General features: G+C 48.5%; 16 protein-coding genes and 2 tRNA genes. 14 read left to right on the top strand and 4 right to left on the bottom strand.

The window, feature by feature from the left end:
• Positions 1–4: 4 nt before the first annotated feature.
• Positions 5–1,357, top strand: coding sequence for an HlyD family secretion protein (locus tag G459_RS0125450; RefSeq protein WP_026970102.1), 1,353 nt, complete (start codon positions 5–7; stop codon positions 1,355–1,357).
• Positions 1,354–2,742, top strand: coding sequence for a TolC family protein (locus G459_RS0125445; protein WP_026970101.1), 1,389 nt, complete (start codon positions 1,354–1,356; stop codon positions 2,740–2,742). The genes G459_RS0125450 and G459_RS0125445 overlap by 4 nt, the downstream gene beginning before the upstream one ends.
• Positions 2,743–2,761: 19 nt before the next feature.
• Here the strand turns inward: G459_RS0125445 and G459_RS0125440 are convergent, their stop codons facing one another.
• A complete protein-coding gene (locus tag G459_RS0125440; RefSeq protein WP_026970100.1) occupies positions 2,762–4,066 on the bottom strand; it encodes a tagaturonate reductase in 1,305 nt (434 codons plus the stop codon).
• 433 nt (positions 4,067–4,499) lie between these two features.
• On the opposite strand from G459_RS0125440, the gene G459_RS0125435 reads away from it, so the two are divergent.
• A complete protein-coding gene (locus tag G459_RS0125435) occupies positions 4,500–5,156 on the top strand; it encodes a hypothetical protein (RefSeq protein ID WP_157373457.1) in 657 nt (218 codons plus the stop codon).
• Positions 5,157–5,215: 59 nt separating this feature from the next.
• Here G459_RS0125435 and G459_RS0125430 read toward each other — a convergent pair whose 3' ends face one another.
• Positions 5,216–6,850: a UxaA family hydrolase gene (locus G459_RS0125430; protein WP_026970098.1), complete on the bottom strand. Its 1,635-nt coding sequence runs from the start codon at positions 6,848–6,850 to the stop codon at positions 5,216–5,218.
• 49 nt (positions 6,851–6,899) lie between these two features.
• Between G459_RS0125430 and G459_RS0125425 the strand changes: the two genes are divergently transcribed.
• Together G459_RS0125425 and G459_RS0125420 are read left to right on the top strand one after the other, a co-directional pair.
• On the top strand, positions 6,900–7,892 hold the full coding sequence (locus G459_RS0125425) for a sugar kinase (RefSeq protein ID WP_026970097.1): 993 nt from the start codon (positions 6,900–6,902) through the stop codon (positions 7,890–7,892).
• A complete protein-coding gene (locus tag G459_RS0125420; protein ID WP_084454709.1) occupies positions 7,892–8,560 on the top strand; it encodes a beta/alpha barrel domain-containing protein in 669 nt (222 codons plus the stop codon). The genes G459_RS0125425 and G459_RS0125420 overlap by 1 nt, the downstream gene beginning before the upstream one ends.
• A 110-nt stretch (positions 8,561–8,670) precedes the next feature.
• On the opposite strand, the gene G459_RS0125415 is transcribed toward G459_RS0125420, so the two are convergent.
• A complete protein-coding gene (locus G459_RS0125415; RefSeq protein ID WP_026970095.1) occupies positions 8,671–9,309 on the bottom strand; it encodes a peroxiredoxin in 639 nt (212 codons plus the stop codon).
• A gap of 199 nt (positions 9,310–9,508) precedes the next feature.
• On the opposite strand from G459_RS0125415, the gene G459_RS0125405 reads away from it, so the two are divergent.
• The 5 genes from G459_RS0125405 (at position 9,509) to G459_RS0125385 (ending at position 13,792) form a co-directional block, all read left to right on the top strand.
• Positions 9,509–9,841, top strand: a complete 333-nt coding sequence (locus tag G459_RS0125405; RefSeq protein ID WP_026970094.1) for an arsenosugar biosynthesis-associated peroxidase-like protein — start codon at positions 9,509–9,511, stop codon at positions 9,839–9,841.
• Complete coding sequence (gene arsS, locus G459_RS0125400) at positions 9,841–10,896, top strand: arsenosugar biosynthesis radical SAM (seleno)protein ArsS (RefSeq protein WP_026970093.1); 1,056 nt, start codon at positions 9,841–9,843, stop codon at positions 10,894–10,896. The genes G459_RS0125405 and arsS overlap by 1 nt, the downstream gene beginning before the upstream one ends.
• Positions 10,893–11,504: a TIGR04282 family arsenosugar biosynthesis glycosyltransferase gene (locus G459_RS0125395; protein WP_026970092.1), complete on the top strand. Its 612-nt coding sequence runs from the start codon at positions 10,893–10,895 to the stop codon at positions 11,502–11,504. The genes arsS and G459_RS0125395 overlap by 4 nt, the downstream gene beginning before the upstream one ends.
• 106 nt (positions 11,505–11,610) lie before the next feature.
• Positions 11,611–12,270, top strand: a complete 660-nt coding sequence (locus tag G459_RS0125390; RefSeq protein ID WP_026970091.1) for a DUF6134 family protein — start codon at positions 11,611–11,613, stop codon at positions 12,268–12,270.
• A gap of 451 nt (positions 12,271–12,721) precedes the next feature.
• A complete protein-coding gene (locus tag G459_RS0125385; RefSeq protein ID WP_026970090.1) occupies positions 12,722–13,792 on the top strand; it encodes a VOC family protein in 1,071 nt (356 codons plus the stop codon).
• On the opposite strand, the gene gap is transcribed toward G459_RS0125385, so the two are convergent.
• Positions 13,782–14,801, bottom strand: coding sequence for a type I glyceraldehyde-3-phosphate dehydrogenase (gap, locus tag G459_RS0125380; protein WP_035457013.1), 1,020 nt, complete (start codon positions 14,799–14,801; stop codon positions 13,782–13,784). The genes G459_RS0125385 and gap overlap by 11 nt on opposite strands.
• A gap of 185 nt (positions 14,802–14,986) precedes the next feature.
• On the opposite strand from gap, the gene G459_RS0125370 reads away from it, so the two are divergent.
• The 4 genes from G459_RS0125370 (at position 14,987) to G459_RS0125355 (ending at position 19,634) form a co-directional block, all read left to right on the top strand.
• Positions 14,987–15,058: transfer RNA gene (locus G459_RS0125370), tRNA-Glu, on the top strand.
• Between the two features lie 59 nt (positions 15,059–15,117).
• Positions 15,118–15,189: transfer RNA gene (locus G459_RS0125365), tRNA-Glu, on the top strand.
• A 180-nt stretch (positions 15,190–15,369) separates the two neighbouring features.
• Positions 15,370–18,783: a HEAT repeat domain-containing protein gene (locus G459_RS0125360; protein WP_026970087.1), complete on the top strand. Its 3,414-nt coding sequence runs from the start codon at positions 15,370–15,372 to the stop codon at positions 18,781–18,783.
• Positions 18,780–19,634: a PIG-L deacetylase family protein gene (locus G459_RS0125355; protein WP_026970086.1), complete on the top strand. Its 855-nt coding sequence runs from the start codon at positions 18,780–18,782 to the stop codon at positions 19,632–19,634. The genes G459_RS0125360 and G459_RS0125355 overlap by 4 nt, the downstream gene beginning before the upstream one ends.
• Positions 19,635–19,849: the final 215 nt, after the last annotated feature.

Here is a 19,849-nt window from a genome sequence, read left to right as displayed (position 1 = left end):
GGTCATGCTGAATATATCAAACATTAAGATACCCGATTCGCTTCCTTTTGACGAATCCAGAAGTCTGGTCATGACTTTACCACTCAAAGAAAGCCGGCGAAAAATCAGAATTCTTTCCGGCTTGTTGATTGTGGCATTTATCATGCTTTTTTTGCCTTGGACCCAGAATATCAGATCCAAAGGCTATGTCACGGCTCTTCGACCAGACCAACGACCACAGACAATCCACTCGATATTGGCAGGCAGGATAGAGGCTTGGTATGTAGCAGAAGGGGATTTTGTTGCTAAAGGAGATACCATTTTGAGGATTTCAGAAGTGAAAGACGAATACTTTGATTCTCTGCTTCTGCCCAGAACCCAGATGCAGGTAGACGCCAAGTCTCTTTCTGCCAAATCCTATGGAGGAAAGGTAGAAGCACTGCAGGACCAAATTGCTGCACTTAAAAAGAATAACATCCTGCGGATTCAGCAGGCTGAAAATAAGCTCAGGATGGCCGAGCTGAAAGTTCAGTCGGATAGCATCGGATGGGAACAGGCCAAAGTAAACTTTGATATCGGGAAATACCAGCTCGAACGGGCAGAAAACCTCTTTGCCGAAGGCCTGAGATCTCTCACTGATTTGGAAGGGCGAAAACTCAAATTCCAGGAAGTCCAAACGGCATTGGTTTCCTCAGAAAACCGCTATTTGAGCAGCAAAAACGAACTGATCACAGCCAGGATCGATCTGGAGGCGATAGACAACGATTTCAAGGACAAACTGGCTAAGGCCGAATCCGACATGTACACGGCGATGTCCTCTCAGTTTGACGCGGAAGCAAGTACGACCAAGCTTGAAAACCAGTATTCCAATTACGAGCGACGGACTGGTTACAGGCATATTTTGGCCCCACAGGATGGGTACATAGCCAAAGCCGTCCAGGTCGGGATCGGTGAGACCATCAAAGAAGGGGATCAAATCGTCCAAATTGTGCCGGCAAATGCTGATTTAGCTGTCGAGATGTATGTCGAGCCGGTGGATTTGCCCCTGATCAAAGTGGGGAATAAAGTCAGGTTTATTTTCGACGGTTGGCCGGCGATTGTATTCTCAGGATGGCCGCAAATATCCAATGGGACATTCGGGGGAGTAGTGGTCGCAATCGACCAGTTTGCCGGACCAAGTAATCAATACCGAGTACTGGTAATTGAAGACCCTGAGGAAGAGGCCTGGCCGGACTTGCTCCGAATGGGATCCGGCGCAGATGGAATCGCCATACTCAACAACGTGCCGGTCTGGTATGAAATCTGGCGCCAACTCAATGGTTTTCCGGCTGATTATTATACCAGAGAACAGAAAGATCAAGCAGCTTCCAAAAAATGAAAAAACTGAAACTGGTTTTCTTGGCGATTTGCCTTTCTTTTTCTGTGAATGCTCAGGACGCCCTCAGACTTAGCTACGCAGAATACATGGAGTGGGTGAGGCTTTATCATCCCGTTTCGGCGCAGGCGGAACTGAACCTACGCATGGGGCAGATGGAGGTGAGGCAGGCTCGGGGCGGTTTTGATCCTTTGATCTATGGAAATCTGGACCAAAAAGAATACAAACAATCCACCTACTACGACAAGCGTGAGGCCGGGGTGAGCATTCCCACCTGGATGGGAGTCGAACTGAATGGATCTTTTGAGCAGAATTCAGGAGCTTACCTTAATCCCGAATCTACCGGGCCGTCAGGCGGTTTGCTCTCGGCAGGAGCCTCCGTCAACCTGGGACAGGGATTGATCTTGGATGAAAGAAGAGCTGCGCTGCGCAAAGCCCAAATCTACCAGCAGGCCAGTGAGGTGGAGCGCGCAAAGCTCCTGAATGAATTGAATCTTGATGCAACCGACATGTATTGGCGATGGGCTTTGGCTTACGAAAACCTCAGTGTGCTAAAGGAAGGAGTGGAGCTCGCGAGATTTCGCTTCAATTCTGTCAAAACGAGTTTTGAGCAGGGTGATCTTGCGGCGATCGATACAGTAGAAGCTTTTTCCCAGTTGCTAAACAGACAGTATCGGTTGCAGACTGCCGAAAACACCTACTTTGCCACCACTCAGGAGTTGAACACCTACCTGTGGGATGAGGGTGGAAGTCCGATGGCCCTCGAAAACGAGATCGTTCCGGAGGGACTGTTTGACGAGTTTGTCTTAAAACCGGATTTGGAGGAGCTGCGGACGGCAGTTGCCAATCATCCGGAACTGCTGTTGACCGACTATGAATTGGCCAGTCTTGATGTGGAGCGCAGACTCAAAGGCCAGCAGATCATCCCCACAGTCAAGTTGAAATATAATTTCCTGGCAGAGTCCTTTTCCCAGTTTGACGAATCTCAGTTTTATGAAAACAATTACAAATGGGGCTTGTCGGTTTACACGCCACTTTTATGGAGAAAGTCACGGGGAGCAGTCGGATTGGCCAAAGCCAAGATTGATTTTAAGGAGAATTCCAGGGATCTGAAAGAAGTCCAGCTAAGGACCAAACTCGAATCCGAATTGAACAACTGGACTGTAGTCAATCAGCAGCTTGTCACTTTTTCTGAAAACGTCAAAAGCCTGCAAGCGCTGTTGACCGGAGAGATGCGCAGATTTGAAATCGGGGAATCAAGCCTTTTCCTTGTCAATGCACGGGAAGTTTCAGTCTTTGATTCTCGGCTGACGCTCAACGAACTAGCCGCGAAACTCAGGATTTCCTATGCAAAGACAAGGTATGCGGCTGGTTTAGGATTTGAATAACTTGTTGACTGTTATTTTATTAAATCAGTTTATTGTAAGCTGATTCAAATTCTGGATTCCACTCCAATTGGAGCCATTCAACAAGCGCTAGTTTCAAGTTTTCCAGTTCAGGTTGATCGTTGGGAACGGATTCAAACCAGGCTGTCACTTCCTGACCGTCTCTGATTTTATCAGGATTTCGCAGGTAAAACAAGACCATGGAAAGCAGGCACCTGCTCAATTTAGCTGGGAAATGGCCCTTTTTTGCTTGGAAATCAACGAAGATGGGGAGCAGACGGCTTTTTAGTTTTGCGATGCTATTGAGAGAGATGTCGCCCAGCTTGTGGGACACAAAGGGATTTCTAAAGCGGTCAAGGACCTCTTCGGAGTACTTCGCCAATGCGGCCTGATCCAGATCCATCGTAGGAAGGATCTCCTCAGCGATCATCTCTTTCAGGAATTGTTCCCGCTCCGAATCTCCGATCCACTCGCCAACCGTCTCGATTCCGTTAAGCATTCCGTGACCGGTCATGGCAGTATGGGAGGCGTTGAGAATCCGCACTTTTCGCAGCGCATAGCCAGAGATGTCTTCTGCCAAAATCACTTCAGATTTACTGTCCAGAAATGGGAGGTTGGATTTTTCGGATGCTGATCCCTGAATCGCCCAAAGCGCATAAGGCTCTGCCTGAACCAAAAAGGGATCGGATTCTTTCAGCGCCAAATCAAGATGAGCCGGAAATCCCGGGACAATTCGATCTACCAGCGAGTTCAGGAAAGTGACTTTTTCCTCGATCCACGTGCTGAAACTGGCTGAAATATTCCAAGCTTTTGCATGATCTAACACGAAACCCTTTAGAAGATCTCCGTTGTTGGGAAGCAGTTCGCAGGGCAGAACGACGGTTTCGGCTTGGGGGATTGTCAGGAATCGTCGGTGAAGCCACTGAGTCAGTCTGCCCGCAAAGGATTCCGCAAGTTTTTCAAATTTGCCCTCATTTTTCCAGATCATACCGGCTTCTGTGACGTTCGAAACCAACCATTTTACGCTGGTCGAGGAGCTGAATTCGAAGAACTTTTCCGCGTCGTCAGGCAGTCTGAGACCGTCCTTGACGCAGGTGATCTTTCGGGTAGTTTCAACCTCTTGACCGTCCTTGAAGCCCGCAACCAAGAGGTGATAGTTGAAGTTTTGCGCGGCAAGTTTATCGATCGAGTTGCCAGAAGTGGATTGTATGATACAGATATTCAATGGATTGCCTGCGTCATTTAGATCTTGGATCATTGATCCCAAAAAAGCCCTTAAGAAGTTGCCAGTACCGAATTGAAGAATTTGGATGTCTTGGGTTGCCATCGTTGTTGTCTTGATTCTATTGATTTTGAAATAATGTCGGCGACTCATTCCCTTTTGAGAGAAGGATGGGGGCGAGTCGTTTTGGACGATAATACGAAGATTACCAGAATTTACACGTCGGAGCGTCTTGCGATCCGACTCAGAGATGACTTGGCACGAACTCGCCGATGTAAATAGGCACAATTATAATGTATCTAAAAATTGGATTTTATTACAAAAAAGTGACCTATAAATGGTACAATTGATCTTTTGAGCGACTAATTTTTTGATTTTGCGCCAAACCGCTCTTATTTGGTATTATTGGCATTTATATTGGTATGAGGTACAAAAAATAAGGTACTAGAAGCCGATCGACTAATCGAAGTAGCTACAAATAGATCGGATTAGTTTAATGTATATTGGAAATACACAATCACCCTAATCAAATAAATCAATGAAAAAGAATTACGTTAAATTTTCAGGCCTTAGCCTGATCAGTGTGCTGATTTTGTCCTCGTGTATGACAGAGGTGGAAATGCCTCAAGCGAAGGCAACTGCGGTCGAAAGTGAAGTGGTGCTGGAAGCTGCCGTTACTCAGGACGAAAGTTTTAGAAAGAGTCCTAATGGCGTTGTCTATATGGAGAAGTTCTCAAACCAAAGTATCACAGATCCTGCGAAGCCGTATGCTTTTCCGGGTTTTGGCACGGGGAACGCAACGCATCTAGGTATTGCCTATTCCTTCTTTAATCAATACGCGCTAGGCGCTCCTGATGAAAAGGGGGTGGTCTACACTGTCGCAGCTCCGGTTTCTGAATTTTTCGGAGATGAGATTGCAGATTTGGGAATAGAGATGGGACTGCTGGCAGAATGCTCAAAAACTGTAAGTACCATCACAACGGACGGAAAGGGCAACTCGATCTGGTTCCATAATATCTCCAACAAGGCGACATTTGACCAGCTCGGCAACATCACCTTTGAAGCTGATGTGGAGGTAGTCGGTGGCACCGGTAAGTTTGCAGGCGCGACAGGACATGGTTCCGTAACCGGAAACGTCCAAGCTGCAGATGGGAAGGGGACAACCCTTGTTACCGCGCAGATCTATTTTAAGTGATTAGGACGGATTAAAATGGATTAAAAAGAGCGGTCTTCTTCAAGACCGCTCTTTGCTTTTTAAAGTGATACGCCCCGCTTCCAAGGGATGAAATCGTAGTTTTTATTCTTTTCGGCTTTGGTCGTCACTTCTCCGCTCGCCACTTGGATGACCAATTCCAGCAACTTGTCGCCGCAGGTCTCCAATGTATCTTCTCCGGAGATGATCGTTCCGGTATTGAAATCGATGATATCTGACATCCGGTTGGTCATCTTGGTGTTGGTGGATACTTTGATGACCGGACACACCGGATTGCCGGTGGGTGTTCCCAGTCCCGTCGTAAACAGTATTACGTTTGCACCGCTTCCCGCCAAACCTGTAGTGCTTTCCACATCGTTTCCCGGAGTACATAACAGATTCAATCCTGCATTTTTGAGGTATTCTGTATAATCCAGGATGTCCACGATCGGAGCAGTTCCGCCTTTTTTGGCAGCTCCGCAGGATTTGATGGCATCCGTCAGAAGCCCGTCCTTGATATTGCCGGGGCTTGGATTCATGTCAAATCCACTGCCGACGCGTTTTGCTGCTTCGTTGTAGGTCTCCATGAGGTGGATGAATTTGTCCGCAAGCTCTTGGGTTTCGCATCGGTTGATCAGGTTTTGCTCCGCTCCGCAAAGTTCAGGGAACTCAGAAAGGATCGCGGACCCACCCAGGGCCACTACCAGGTCCGACACTTGTCCAAGGGTTGGGTTGGCTGAAATGCCGGAGAATCCGTCCGATCCGCCGCATTCCAATCCGATGACCAATTTGCTGAGTGGGACAGGCTGGCGTTTGTTCTTGTTGGCTTCGACCAACCCAATGAATGTCTCCCGGATTGCCTTTTGGATCAATTGCTCGGTAGTGCCTTCCTGCTGCTGATCGCAGATAATGACGGTCTTCGGCTGACCTTTCTGGATGAGCGCAAGCTTTTCCAACAAGATGCTGGATTGGGCATTTTGGCAACCCAGACTCAAGACCGTGGCACCGGCGACGTTGGGATGGTTGATGTAGCCCGCGAGAAGTGCGCAGAGCGTCTCCGCATCGTGTCGGGTACCCCCGCAGCCGAGGTCGTGGGTCAGGAAGCGGATTCCGTCCAGATTCTCGAAAATTCGACTGCCCGCAGGGACGGAATTATCCGCAACCGTTTCCGTAATTTTTTTGCCCTGGACGCCAGAAATCAAGTTTTTGATCTGGACTTCGTAGGGATTGGGAGTGCTGAAACCCAGCGCATTTTCGAAGGCTTCCTTGAGGAGAAGCACATTCGTATTTTCACAAAAAACCATCGGAAGTACCAGCCAATAGTTAGCTGTACCGACCTGATTATCAGTCCTTAGGTAGCCGTTGAAAGTCCTTTCTCTCCACTTGGAAACATCCGGTGCAGACCAGGTAAACTGGCCGGGATTGGCGGTGTATTCGCGTGTTTTGTGGTGAATGTTTTGCAGGGTGATCGCGTGGCCAAGCGGGATTGCCCGAGTGGCTTCTCCCACGATGGTACCGTACATCAGGATGTCTTCACCGGGCTGAAAATCCCGGATTGCAAACTTGTGTTTTGCTGCTACAAATTCCTGAATTTCAAGCTCTACGCCATTGGGAGCGACTTTTTGACCTGGTTCCAGATCTGACAGCGCGACTCCTACATTGTCCGATGGGTCGAGAAGGAGGGAAGTATTGTTCATGATTTTTATTCCTTAACTTGGTCAAACTTAGAGAAAAATTCATTCTTCGATGAAGAAAATAATCACACTCGGTGAGGTCATGCTCCGCCTTTCGCCTCCCGGAAACCAACGTTTTTTTCAAACACATTCCTTTGATGTAGAATTTGGCGGATCCGAAGCTAACGTAGGCGCTGCGATGGCCTACTGGGGTTTGAATGTGGCGCATCTGACAGCTTTTCCCGATCAGGAAATTGGCTGGGCTGCGGCTGGACAGCTCCGCAAAAACGGCATCGACACCCAGTTTATTCCCTATGTCCCCGGACGGATGGGAATCTATTTTCTTGAGAATGGCGCGATGCAGCGAAGCTCTCAGGTGATCTACGATCGGGGAGGTTCTTCTTTCGCGAATTTTGACGGGAAAGACCTCAATTGGGATGCGATCTTTGAGGGTGCGAGCTGGTTTCATTGGTCTGGCATCACACCGGCTTTGTCCAAAGAATGTGCAGAACTGACGCTCAGATCTCTGAAGGAAGCCAGAAAAAGAGGCGTGACCGTCAGTGGTGATCTAAACTACAGAAGCAATCTCTGGAAGTTTGGCAAAGAACCGCATGAGATCATGCCCAAATTGATGGAATTGACCAATCTATTCATCGCCGGAACGCGGGATTTCAAGCAATGTCTCAATGAGGATTTCAAGAATTTTGACGCAGTTCGCGAGATGGCTTTTAGCCGATTTCCTGATTTGCAATACATTGTGAAAACTGACCGGATATCCCAAAGTTCTTCTCACAATACCATTTCAGCGGTTCTTTATGAAAAGAAGAAATCGCATTCGTCCAAATCCTACGACCTGACGCACATCGTGGACCGAGTAGGTACAGGAGATGCTTTTGCCGGAGGTCTGATCTATGGCTTGCTCCATATGAAGCCGAAAGAGGCGATCGAATTTGCGATGGCGGCCGGAGCGATCAAGCACAGCGTCCCGGGAGATATCTTGCTTTGCTCCCTTCAAGAAGTTCATGATCTGGCCAGCGGTGAAGCTGTCGGAAAAATCAAACGATAATGAGAAACCCAACTCCTTTTATTCAACGAATGCATGCCGGTGGCATGATGCCCATATTTTTCAACCCCGATGTGGAAGTCTGCCTGGACTTGCTCCACGCTGCCTACGAGGGCGGTGTGAGAGTGATCGAGATGGTCAACCGCGGTAAGGAAGCCAAGGGTATTTTTCCAAAAATCCGGGAGGCCGCCGACAAATTGCCCGGTATCTACCTCGGTGCGGGGACTATCTATCATTCCCATGAAGCGGAGGAGTTTATTGACATGGGGGCGGAGTTTATCGTGGCTCCGGTGATGAATCCCAAACTGGGTGAATACTGTGCCAAAGTGGAGGTGCCTTGGATACCGGGCTGCGGGACTGTTTCTGAAGTTTTCTTCGCCCAAGAGCTAGGTTGCGAGCTCGCGAAAATCTATCCGGCAAATGTACTGGGTCCTGATTTTGTCCCGGCTGTCCATGCGGTTTTGCCCAAGATGGAACTCATCCCAACTGGCGGCGTAGAGCCGACTGCGGAGAGTTTGAAAAAGTGGTTTGACGCGGGCGTACTTTGTGTCGGGATGGGATCTCAGCTTTTTAGAAAAGACCTGATAGCCAAGCGGGCTTTTGCCGAAATCAAAGATTCAGTTCGCCATGCGATGGATATTATCGAGTCCATTCACGCAAGCAAAGCCTAGGATAGCATCGAATCCCCGCTTTTGTAAATGCAGTGGGCTGATCGTTCAATAAAAAATGCCCCAAAAAATAAGTCACTTTTTGGGGCATTTATTGATTTAGACAATTTCGCCTAGTCCAAGTCCGGCTGAGGGGTCATTCTCAGGTAAGGCTTGATGACTGTGTGGCCCTTCGGGAATTTTGCCGGGATATCTTCCGTCTTGATCGAGGGCACTACCACCACGTCGTCGCCATGTTTCCAGTTGGCAGGGGTGGCTACCGAATGATAGGCCGTGAGCTGAAGCGAGTCAATTACCCGCAGCAGTTCGTCAAAATTTCTGCCGGTGCTCGCCGGATAAGAGATCATCAGCTTGATCTTCTTATCCGGGCCAATGATAAATACAGACCGGACGGTCGCTTTTTCGCTGGAGTTGGGATGAATCATGTCATACAGTCCGGCTACCTTGAAGTCCTCGTCTGCGATCAAAGGGAAATTAACCTCGGTTTTTTGAGTTTCGTTAATGTCGCCGATCCACTTTTTGTGACTTTCCAGATCGTCCACACTCAGTGCGATGACCTTGGTGTTTCTTTTTGCGAATTCGTCGCGGAGTCTTGCTACAGCGCCCAACTCGGTGGTGCAAACAGGCGTGTAGTCCGCTGGATGTGAAAACAGCACTCCCCAGCCATCGCCGAGGTATTCATGAAAGTTGATTTTTCCTTCGGTAGTTTCCGCTGAAAAATCCGGTGCGATATCGCCTAATCGTAAAGTCATGATTTTAAAATTTATAAGTCCATTGATTCTATAGACTAAATTAAAACCAAAAGGTTGCAAAAAGAAAGGGCTCGCTGTGAATGTTTCTTTTAGCCATTGATCCTGAAAATTTCAGCCAAACTCATGTTTTTAATATTTTTTTGAAAAGTCAATCCGTACTTTACTTCCAACACGTATATCCATCTTTTCAAACCAGCCAATGAAAACCTACTACAATCCTGAAGACCTTAAAAAATTCGGCGCTATCGGTGAACTTCAAAAATCCATGGCAGATAAGTTTTTTGCTTACTACGCCGAGGTATTCAAAGAAGGCGCCTTGACCGCAAGGGAAAAGTCCCTGATCGCTTTGGGCATCTCGCATGCCCTGCAATGTCCGTATTGCATCGATGCCTATACCACAGACACCCTGGAAAAAGGCTGTGACGAAGAGCAAATGATGGAGGCTGTACATGTGGCGGCGGCAATACGCGGAGGGGCTTCACTGGTGCACAGTACCCAGATGATGAATAAGATTAAAGAGATCACGATGTGATGAAGTCATTGAAAGCACAGCTTCACGGCTTGGCTGATCCTGAGGCAGAGCTGGAGATCTTGTCAGAGCGGCACCCTGGCGGGGAAGCAAACAATTTTCGCACGCATCTCGAGCGCATCGGATTGTATCCCCTCCGGCCAACTTCACTTGAGGTCTTTCAGATCAATCTGGGAAAAATGTGCAACCAGGTGTGTAAACATTGCCACGTGGACGCGGGGCCGGATCGCAAAGAGATCATGGATCGGAAAACCATGCATTTGTGTCTTGAGGTGATCCGAAGTCTGGACTCGATCAACTGCGTGGATCTCACCGGGGGTGCGCCGGAGATGAACCCGGATTTCCGCTGGTTTGTGGAGGAGGTCCGTGCGATCCGACCTGAACTGAAAATAATCGTCAGATGCAATCTGACCATTATTTTGGCAAATCCCAGGTTCAATGACCTACCGGAGTTTTTCAAAAAGAACAGGGTGGAGGTAGTGTCTTCCTTGCCCTATTTCACCGCCATGAAGACGGATTCTCAGCGTGGCGACGGAGTGTTTGACAAGTCCATTCAGGCACTCAGATTATTGAACCAAGTCGGGTATGGGCGGGCGGATTCTGGTCTGGTATTGAATTTGGTTTACAACCCATCAGGAGCTTTTCTACCCGGGCCGCAATCCGAGCTGGAAGCTGAGTTTAAAAAGAAACTATGGGAGCGATTCGGAGTCGAATTCAACGCTTTGTTTACGATTACCAATATTCCCATCTCCCGGTTTTTGGAGTATTTGATTCGATCTGATAATTATGAAAATTACATGGAAAAGCTTTTGACTTCTTTCAATCCCGCTGCAGCCGCCGGCGTGATGTGTCGAAACACCATTTCAATCGGTTGGGACGGGTACTTGTACGATTGCGACTTCAACCAGATGTTGGATCTGAAGGTTGCTTCTGCGGACTCAACACACCTTTCCGATTGGAATGCAAAGGCTCTTGCCGATCGAAGTGTTGTGATCAATAACCATTGCTTTGGCTGTACTGCCGGCGCAGGTTCAAGTTGTGGGGGAGCTACTGCGTGATACATTCCGCTCTGATTATTTTTCAAAAAAACGCCATTGTCGGAAAGGTGAAGACAAGGCTCGCGGCAACGGTCGGTGACGAGCGGGCTTTTGAAATCTACAATTGGCTGACGTCCTACACGCATCAGGTCGCCAAGGGAACTAAGGTGGACAAATTTATTTTTTATTCAGATTTTATTCCCGATGAGGCTGCCCACGAGCATCCGGGGTATCGCTTTGAGATACAGTCTGGAGCAGACCTTGGAGAGCGCATGCAGCATGCATTCTCCGCCCTGTTTGAGGACGGATATTCCAATGTGGTAATCATTGGTACCGACTGTCCAGATTTGAAGGTCTCGGACCTTACCAATGCATTTTTCATTTTGGGTCAAAATGACCTCGTCTTAGGGCCGGCGAGGGATGGGGGATACTATCTGCTCGGCATGCGGAGGTTTTTTCCAGCGCTCTTCCGAGAAATCCCCTGGAGTACGCCGCGGGTGCTGGAGCTGACGCTGGACATCGCCGACGACTTAAAGCTGGATTATGAATTTCTCAAAATACATTCAGACGTAGATACGTTCGAAGATTGGCAACAATTCACGTCGCGCAATCAAATCAAGCAGCTGTAAGCTGAATTGATATCCAGTTCTCAAATCCACGCGACCAATACTCTTTTATTCAATTTTCGTAGCGGGCTTTGTAGTAAAACTGTGGGGTCTATATATATTGGCAGTCATGATACTTCAAGATTTCACTCAGTCAAAAGCTCAGAAGATGTGCTCTTCGGCAAAATTTCTCCCTTGGATTTTAATCTTGGGATTGGCCGTTTGCTTGACGACGCCGTCTTTTTCTCAGCAGAAAACCGAAACCGTCAAGTTTGAAATCTCGGTACTGGGTATGAAAATCGGCGATCTGGACGCGAAAAAATATCAAGTCGGTGATACGGTCCATTATACCGCGGAGAGCAAGGTCCGGTTTTGGTTTTTCGGGAGCGTGGACGTCGAGGTTTTCACACATTCCAAATATGTAAATGGCTATCTGGTCAAGAGCCTGTCACGCTCTAACACCAATCGGGGCGATTTTGCATCTACAGTCTATTGGGATGGCAAAAAGTATGTCGTGAATGCCAAGTCATATAAGTTCGAAAACACGGAGCCAGTGACGGAGCGGGTGAAATGGTCTTCGACCCGAACCTTTTTCGAAGAGTTGAAGGGCGGCGAGACGTTTATTTCGGAAGTATTTGGTCTGACCACCAAGATCGACAATCCAGAGCCCAACGTCCACAGTACCACGATTGAGGGAAATACAAATGAGTATCTGTATCAATCCGGCAAGCTTCAAAAAGTCACCCTGGAGCACTCAGTTAAAAATTTCCAATACAAACGTCTTCCTTAAGCAGTTTACTTTTGGTCGGGTTTTTCAACAGCTTCTATTAAAGTCAACAAGGGCAGGCTTTAAAACTTAAAGAAATCAGAAGGTTTTGATCCTCTTGTCCTTTCCCCTGTCACTGAATTTAAACTTATTTTACCGGGTTAATTTACTGGTTTACAAAGTTCAGACAGAGAAAATGACGATCTGAACCCACTCGTCTTTTTTATATCCAGTGATTTTTTCAATACATTGGTGGATGTGATTTTCGATGTGGGCTGATTAGCGAGCATGAGAGTGCCTGAAAATCTACAGCAACCGAAAATTGCGGATCATCAGAGGTTCATTACCGAGTCCGCGAGAATGTATCGGGAAAATTCCTGACAACGGGTACAACTGGCTTATCTGTAAGTATTTACGATGTTTCACCTGGAGTAACTCCGGACAAAGCTAATTACGTACTCAATCAATCATGACCATGGGGCAACCGCTTGAAAAGTCTTACCAAATCAATGGAATTCAGCAAATTGGCATAGGATGCAAAGACGTACACCAATCCTGGGCCTGGTATCGCAAAGCCTTTTCGATGGATGTGCCGGTGTTTGAGGATGAGGCGACGGCCAATTTGATGACCCGGTATACGAATGGCAAGGCTGAATCCCGACATGCCGTTTTGGCGATGAATATGCAGGGTGGAGGCGGATTTGAGATCTGGCAGTTTACCAGCAGGACTCCCGGTGCGGCAGATTTTGAGATTCAGCCAGGCGATCTCGGTATCTATGCTGCCAAAATCAGGGTGAGAGATCTAGGTAGGGCGTTTGAGCATCTCAAGGGATGTGGCGCGACCATCCTCACCGCACCTTCTAAAGCACCCAATAAAGTAGGGACTTTTTTCATTAAAGATCCATTTGACAACGTCTTCCAGATTGTGGAGGATTCAAACTGGTTTTCTGAAAACACTGCGCCAACGGGAGGTGTACTCGGGGTTGTGATTGGGGTGTCTGATCTGGAAAAATCGATTCCACTTTACCGAGATACCTTGGGTTTTTCCGTCGTTCACTACCAAGAAGAGGCTGTGTTTGCAGACATGCCCGGTGAGGCAAAGACCTTCAAAAGAGCACTTCTCTCGATGCCTTGTGAGGGCAATCCGGGGGCTTTTGGCGCCTTGCTTTGTCCAGCGCAGATCGAGCTGATCGAGGTGAAGGGGAGAGAAACCAAACAAATCTTCAAAGACCGCCTTTGGGGCGATTTGGGTTTCATTCATTGCTGTCTGGACGTCAACGGAATGAGGAATCTCAAGAAGAAAGCAGGCGAAGAAGGGTTTCCTTTTACAGTGGACAGCGAGGACAGTTTTGATATGGGCAGCGCTTCAGGACATTTCGGCTACCTCGAGGATATGGATCAGACGCTGATCGAGTTTGTGGAGACACATCGGGTGCCGATCCTTCAGAAATGGAACCTTTACCTCAATCTGAAGAACCGCAATCACAAAAAGAATCTCCCGAAATTTTTGGTAAAGCTTCTTGCCCTCAACCGGGTCAAGGCCTAGTTCCCGAAATTTTCACGACGAGATCAACCAGCCGGTTGGCGTACCCGGACTCGTTGTCGTACCATCCTACCACTTTCACCAGATTACCTTTGGCAGAAGTCAGTTCGGCGTCGATGATGCAGGAATGTGGATTTCCCAGGATATCCATGGAGACGATCGGGTCAGTTTCGACCTGCAAATAGCCACTTAGCTTTCCTGACTCTGCATTTTTGTATGCTTCGTTGACCTGCTGGGCGGTGACGTCTTGCTTCAACTCTACGATCAAATCGGTCAGCGATCCGTCCGGCACGGGCACACGCATGGCCGACGCCTCGATTTTTCCCTCCAGTTTTGGCAAAATCCGATCGAGTGCCTTGCCAGCATTAGTCGTGGTGGGGATAATCGAATAGGCCGCTGCGCGGGCTCTGCGTAGATCCCGATGTGGTGCGTCGTGGAGGTTTTGGTCGTTGGTATAGGAGTGGACCGTCGAGGCATAGCCTTTGACCACGCCGAAATTTTCTTCCAAAACCTGAATCATCGGCGCCAGACAATTGGTAGTGCAGGAAGCGTTGGAAATGATAGTCTCCGAACCGTCTAGGATTGACTCGTTGACACCCAAGACCACCATCGGAATGTTTTCATCCTGGACGGGGGCGGAGATGATGACTTTTTTCGCCCCGGCCTTGAGATGTCTCTCGGCGCCTTCCCGATGAGCAAATCTCCCGGTGCATTCGATGACGATGTCCACTCCGAGTTTTTCCCAAGGCAAGTCGTCCGGATTTGATTTGGAAAAGAGCTGAATGCTCTGACCGCCGGCCTGCAAGTGCTCACCTTGGAGTAAGATCTCGCCGTCAAATTTTCCATGAACGGAATCGTACTTCAGTAAATGTGCGATTGCTTTTGGGTCTGCTAGGTCGTTGATCGCGACCAATTGCAGGTCAGGATGCGTGAGGAGGAGCTTGGCTGTGTATCGGCCGATCCGGCCAAATCCGTTGATGGCAATCTTGGTAATTGGAACTTGTGGGCTCATCTTGGTTTTCGTCTCTGCGAAATTAGATAAAAGCGGGAGACTATTTTTCAATCAAAACTTTGGGCCTTTGGTTCAGCTTTTTACCTTTTTTCCAAAGAAATTTCTGTACCGCTTTTGGCTTTGTAAATCTGACCAGCTATATTTGCACAACCTTTCGGAAAAGCACGTTTTTCAGGGGTTTTAATGGTCGGTTCGTCTAGGGGTTAGGACGTATCCCTTTCACGGATAAAACACGGGTTCGATTCCCGTACCGACTACTTAATGACTGATTTTCAACAGCTTAAAGTCAGTTTATTGAAATTTTTCAATCCCCCATGGTCGGTTCGTCTAGGGGTTAGGACGTATCCCTTTCACGGATAAAACACGGGTTCGATTCCCGTACCGACTACGAGACCGGAGGCTCAATCGCCGAGTGTCTTATATTATTTTTGTTTTATGGTTGTTAGTGGTTAAAGTGAACAAAATCCCGATCTCTTAGGTCGGGATTTTTGTTTTTACCGCCATTTATATCAGCGGCAGTTAGGTTGTCTCCATTTTTCATAATTTGGTTGTCCAATTAGCCAAACTTATGCTCGTACCCCAAAATAAACCTATCCTATTCAGTACCTTAATTCTTGCCGGTCTGGTCGGTTTTTCTTCCTGCAAAAAAGAGGAACCAATTGACCTTCGGATCAAAACACTCACCAAAGAGGAGATTGCCGTTCAGGCAGACGCCGCCAGAAAGTCCGTAAGCCCGCAGCTTGCGGAAGGACTTAAACTTGAAGTTTGGGCGGTGGATTCACTGGTCCAAGACCCCATTGGCATCCATGTTAACGACAAAGGTGAAATCTTTTACACCAGATCTCCCCGACGAAGCAATTCCGAATTTGATATCCGCGGCCATCAGTCATGGGAGATCCGATCGATCGCTATTCAGACGATTGAGGAGAAAAGTGCCTTTCTCCGTTCCGAGCTTTCGCCTGAGCGGTCTGCAGAAAATACCTGGCTTGCCGATCTGAACGGTGACGGTTCGCATGATTGGCGGGACATGACGGTAGAGAAAAATGAAGTAATTAAGCTCAAAGACACCGACGGTGACGGACTGGCCGATTGGTCGCAGGTGCAGGTGCAGGACTTCAGCGACGATGTCACGGACGTAGCGGGTAGTGTGTTGACTACAGAGGACGCGATGTATGTGGCCGCGGGCCCTGACATGTGGCGGCTTGTTGACAAAAACGGCGACGGGATCATGGATGAAAAGACGTCGATGTCGCATGGCTACGGTGTGCACATCGGTTTTGGAGGCCACGGCATGTCTGGTGTTGAGATGGGACCCGACGGTAGGATTTACTGGGGGATCGGAGACATTGGTTTCAATGGAAAAAGTGCAGACGGCACCGAATGGAAGTACCCCAACCGAGGCGTGATCGCCAGAGCGAATCCAGACGGAAGTGACTTTGAGATCTTTGCGATGGGTGTGCGAAACACCCACGAGTTTGTGTTTGACAACTATAATAATCTGATCTCCGAGGACAATGACGGAGACCATGCCGGTGAAAAAGAACGCTTGGTCTATCTGACTAATGGCTCTGACTCAGGATGGAGAATCAACTGGCAATTTGGAAAGTACCGCGATCCGGACAATAATACTTACAAGGTCTGGATGGATGAAAAACTGTATCTCCCCCGTTGGGAAGGACAGGCGGCCTTCATCACGCCTTGTATTCAAAACTACGTGAGCGGGCCAACTGGGATGGTTTTCAATCCAGGTGCGGGCTTAGGAGAGCGTTGGAAAGACCACTTCTTGCTCGTGGAGTTTGTGGGAAGTGCTGCGAGCTCAGGCCTTCATGCTTTCCAGCTTCAGCCTAAGGGAGCTTCTTTTGAAATGACGAAAACCGAGAAAATCGTCGGCGGTTTCTTGCCGACCGGGATCGATTTTGGACCTGACGGAGCACTTTACATGGGTGATTTTGTCAATGGCTGGGATGATAAATATTACGGACGTATCTGGAAGTTGACCGATGAGACTGCTGCCGGATGGGCTTTGCAAGCGCAAACTAAAGCCGAGATTGAAGCGGACTATAAGAAGTTGTTCGAAGAAGAGCTGAAGTCAAAGCTGAACTTTGAAGACCAACGGATCAGGAGAAAGGCACAGTTTGAATTGGCGAAGAGAGGGGAAGATGGAGCGAAAATCTTCCAAGCCGTCCTCAACGACAAGAGTAGCCAACTGGCCAGAATACATGCAATCGTCGGCCTTAGCCAACTGGCAAGGATGGAAGACATGAAGTATGCGGATGCGATTGTCCCTTTGTTGAAAGATTCCGATCCTGAGATCAAAGCCCAAGCCGCCAAGTGGCTGGGTGATATCAAATATGACAAGGCTGGAAATGATCTGATCGCTGGCTTGAAGGACGAAAATGCCCGCGTAAGATTTTTTAGCGCAGAGGCGCTGGGCAGAACCAAAAATGCTGACGCTGTCCAGCCCTTAATTTTGCTGTTGGAAGCAAACAATGACGAGGACGCTTACTTGAGACACGCTGCCACTTTGGCTTTGTCACGAATCGGAAAAGTAGAACCGATCGCAGCTTTGTCCACTCACGCCTCCAAGGCGGTGAGAATGGGGGCTGTCATTGCGCTGAGAAGACTGGAGTCGCCTGAACTGGCGAAGTTTCTCAGCGATTCTGATGAATTGATAGTGACCGAAGCGGCCCGTGCGATTCATGATGATTTCTCGGTGCCAGCTGCTCTTCCGGCGCTTGGGGCGATATTGAATACGACGACTTTTCAAAATGAAGCCTTGATCCGAAGAGCAATCAGCGCCAACCAACGTGTCGGCAAAGACGAAAATCTAGATCAGTTGATTGCCTATTTGGGTAAGACAAACACTCCTGAAGCATTACGTCAAGAAGCGATTGCGACGATTGGCACCTGGGCAAAACCTTCGCTCGTTGATCGTGTAGACGGTCGCTACAGAGGTGAAGTCACCCGGGATGCTGCAGCTGTTTCCAAGAAGGCTAATGCAGTCTTGGTTGCCCAGTCCAACGCCAAAGAGGAAGCTATTCGAGTGGAATCTGTGAAAGCGATCGGCAAGTTGGGTATGGCTGATGCCGCTGACGTGTTGATGGCAAAATTGAAATCCGACCCATCAGATCTGGTGAAGGTGCAGGCCTTGAATTCCATTGTCGCCTTGAACGCGCCAAATCTAGGTGAGGCCATCACCCAGGCGATGAACAACAATTCTCAATCCGTCCGGGTAGCCGGACTGGCGTTGCTTGCTCAGACCTCTCTGGGCAATGATCAGAAAGTGGCCTTGCTCACCGACATCATCCAAAAGAGGACAATTCCAGAAAAGCAAACTGCACTTTTGACTTTGGGGACATTGGAGGGAAGTAAAGATTTGCCGGTTTGGAAGTCGATTCTGGCGGACTTTGAGGCTGGTAAGTTGCCTGATGCGACTTGGATCGAATTGGAAGAAGCCGTCACTGCCACCGGATCTACGGAGCTTCAGACGCAGTTTAATACGCTGCTGGACACGAAAGCTGGCGGCGAAGACTGGAAGAAATACGCGGGAGCGCTGGCAGAAGGCAATGTGCGTCTCGGCAGGAGGATTTTCTTCGAAAATCAAACCGCACAATGTATCCGATGCCACGCTTACGATGACATGGGCGGAAATGCAGGGCCTGCACTTGACAAGATCGGAAATACGCTGTCCCGTGAGGAACTTCTGATCGCTTTGGTCGAGCCTAGCAAGCGACTTTCTCCCGGCTTTGGATTCATCACGGTGGAGCTCAACTCCGGTGACAAAGTATCCGGTACGATGATGTCCGAAGACTCCGGTTCGATGACTGTCAAGGTAGGATCGGAGGATCAGGTAATCTCAAAAAAGGATATTAAATCATCCCAGATGGCTGCGTCCAGTATGCCGCCGATGGGTACGCTCTTGACCAAAAGAGAGATTAGAGATGTAGTGAGTTATTTGAGTACGTTGAGGAGGTCAGAATGAAAAAGTTACTAGTTGTATCTCTCGGTATTTTCATCTTCATCCTGTTGCTTTCTCCCTGGGTTTTGATCCTTTTTGGGAGAGATCAGCTGCATGATCATGATATTCCCGAGCAGGAGCAATTGGTGGAAAGAATGCGAAAGCAACGTTTTTTGGTAATCTTTCCCCACCCGGATGACGAAGTGACGGTAGCGGGTACGCTGATGAAGCTCAAGGAAGAAGGCCATGAGATCCAGATGGTCTGCCTGACCAGAGGAGAGAAGGGGAAGTCCTCGGGAATCGAGGACGAAGTGCAGCTGGCCAAACTCAGGACGGATGAGATGGAGCGGGCCGCTCAGCTCATCGGCGCTGATCAGCTGCACATGAAAAACTATCCGGACAGTGGACTGGAAACAGTGGGTCTTGATTCGCTGAAGCGAGCTGTGGCCGATTTGATCGAAGAAATCCGACCGGACGTATTGATCTCCTATGATTCCAAAGTTGGGCTCTATGGGCACCCGGATCATCGCCTTACCGGACAGGCAGTGGAGGAGGTCTTCTTGGAACAGAAAGGTGACCAGCGGTTTTCTCCCAAGGAGATGTACCAGGTGACGCTCTGCAAAAAACAGGTTAAGCTGGCTTTGAAGCTTTCGTCCGGCTTTCAGAAAAACTATCCGGAGGATCATTCCCTCGGGCTGCCTAATCCCGACTTTTCGGTTCAGACCAGAGAGTACTTTCCCAGAACACTGGACGTAATGGAAGCCCATGAAACCCAGCAAGCGGTATTGGACGACCTGATGCCCTTTCACGACAAGGTGCCGGCTTGGATTTATTCGCGGATTTTTGACCGGGAATATTTCAGAGAAGTGAAGTAAAACAGTCCACAGTTGACGGTCACAGTCGGCAGCCCTTCGGTAATAAAATTCAGTTTGTCTGAGATTGAAGCGCAGGTAAGTCATGCAAAGAAAAGCGGTCGGTTTGGATTCCAACCGGCCGCTTTTCTTTTGTACTATAAAATCTGATAAATTTTTTCTTGGATTGAAGATACTATCTGGAGCTGAGTCTGCCGACAGTCGACTGTTGACCAGGT

Source organism: Algoriphagus terrigena DSM 22685, assembly GCF_000429445.1.
GTDB classification, from domain to species: domain Bacteria; phylum Bacteroidota; class Bacteroidia; order Cytophagales; family Cyclobacteriaceae; genus Algoriphagus; species Algoriphagus terrigena.
The sequence above is the reverse complement of the archived record's forward strand: the minus strand, read 5'-3'. Positions and strand labels throughout refer to the sequence as shown.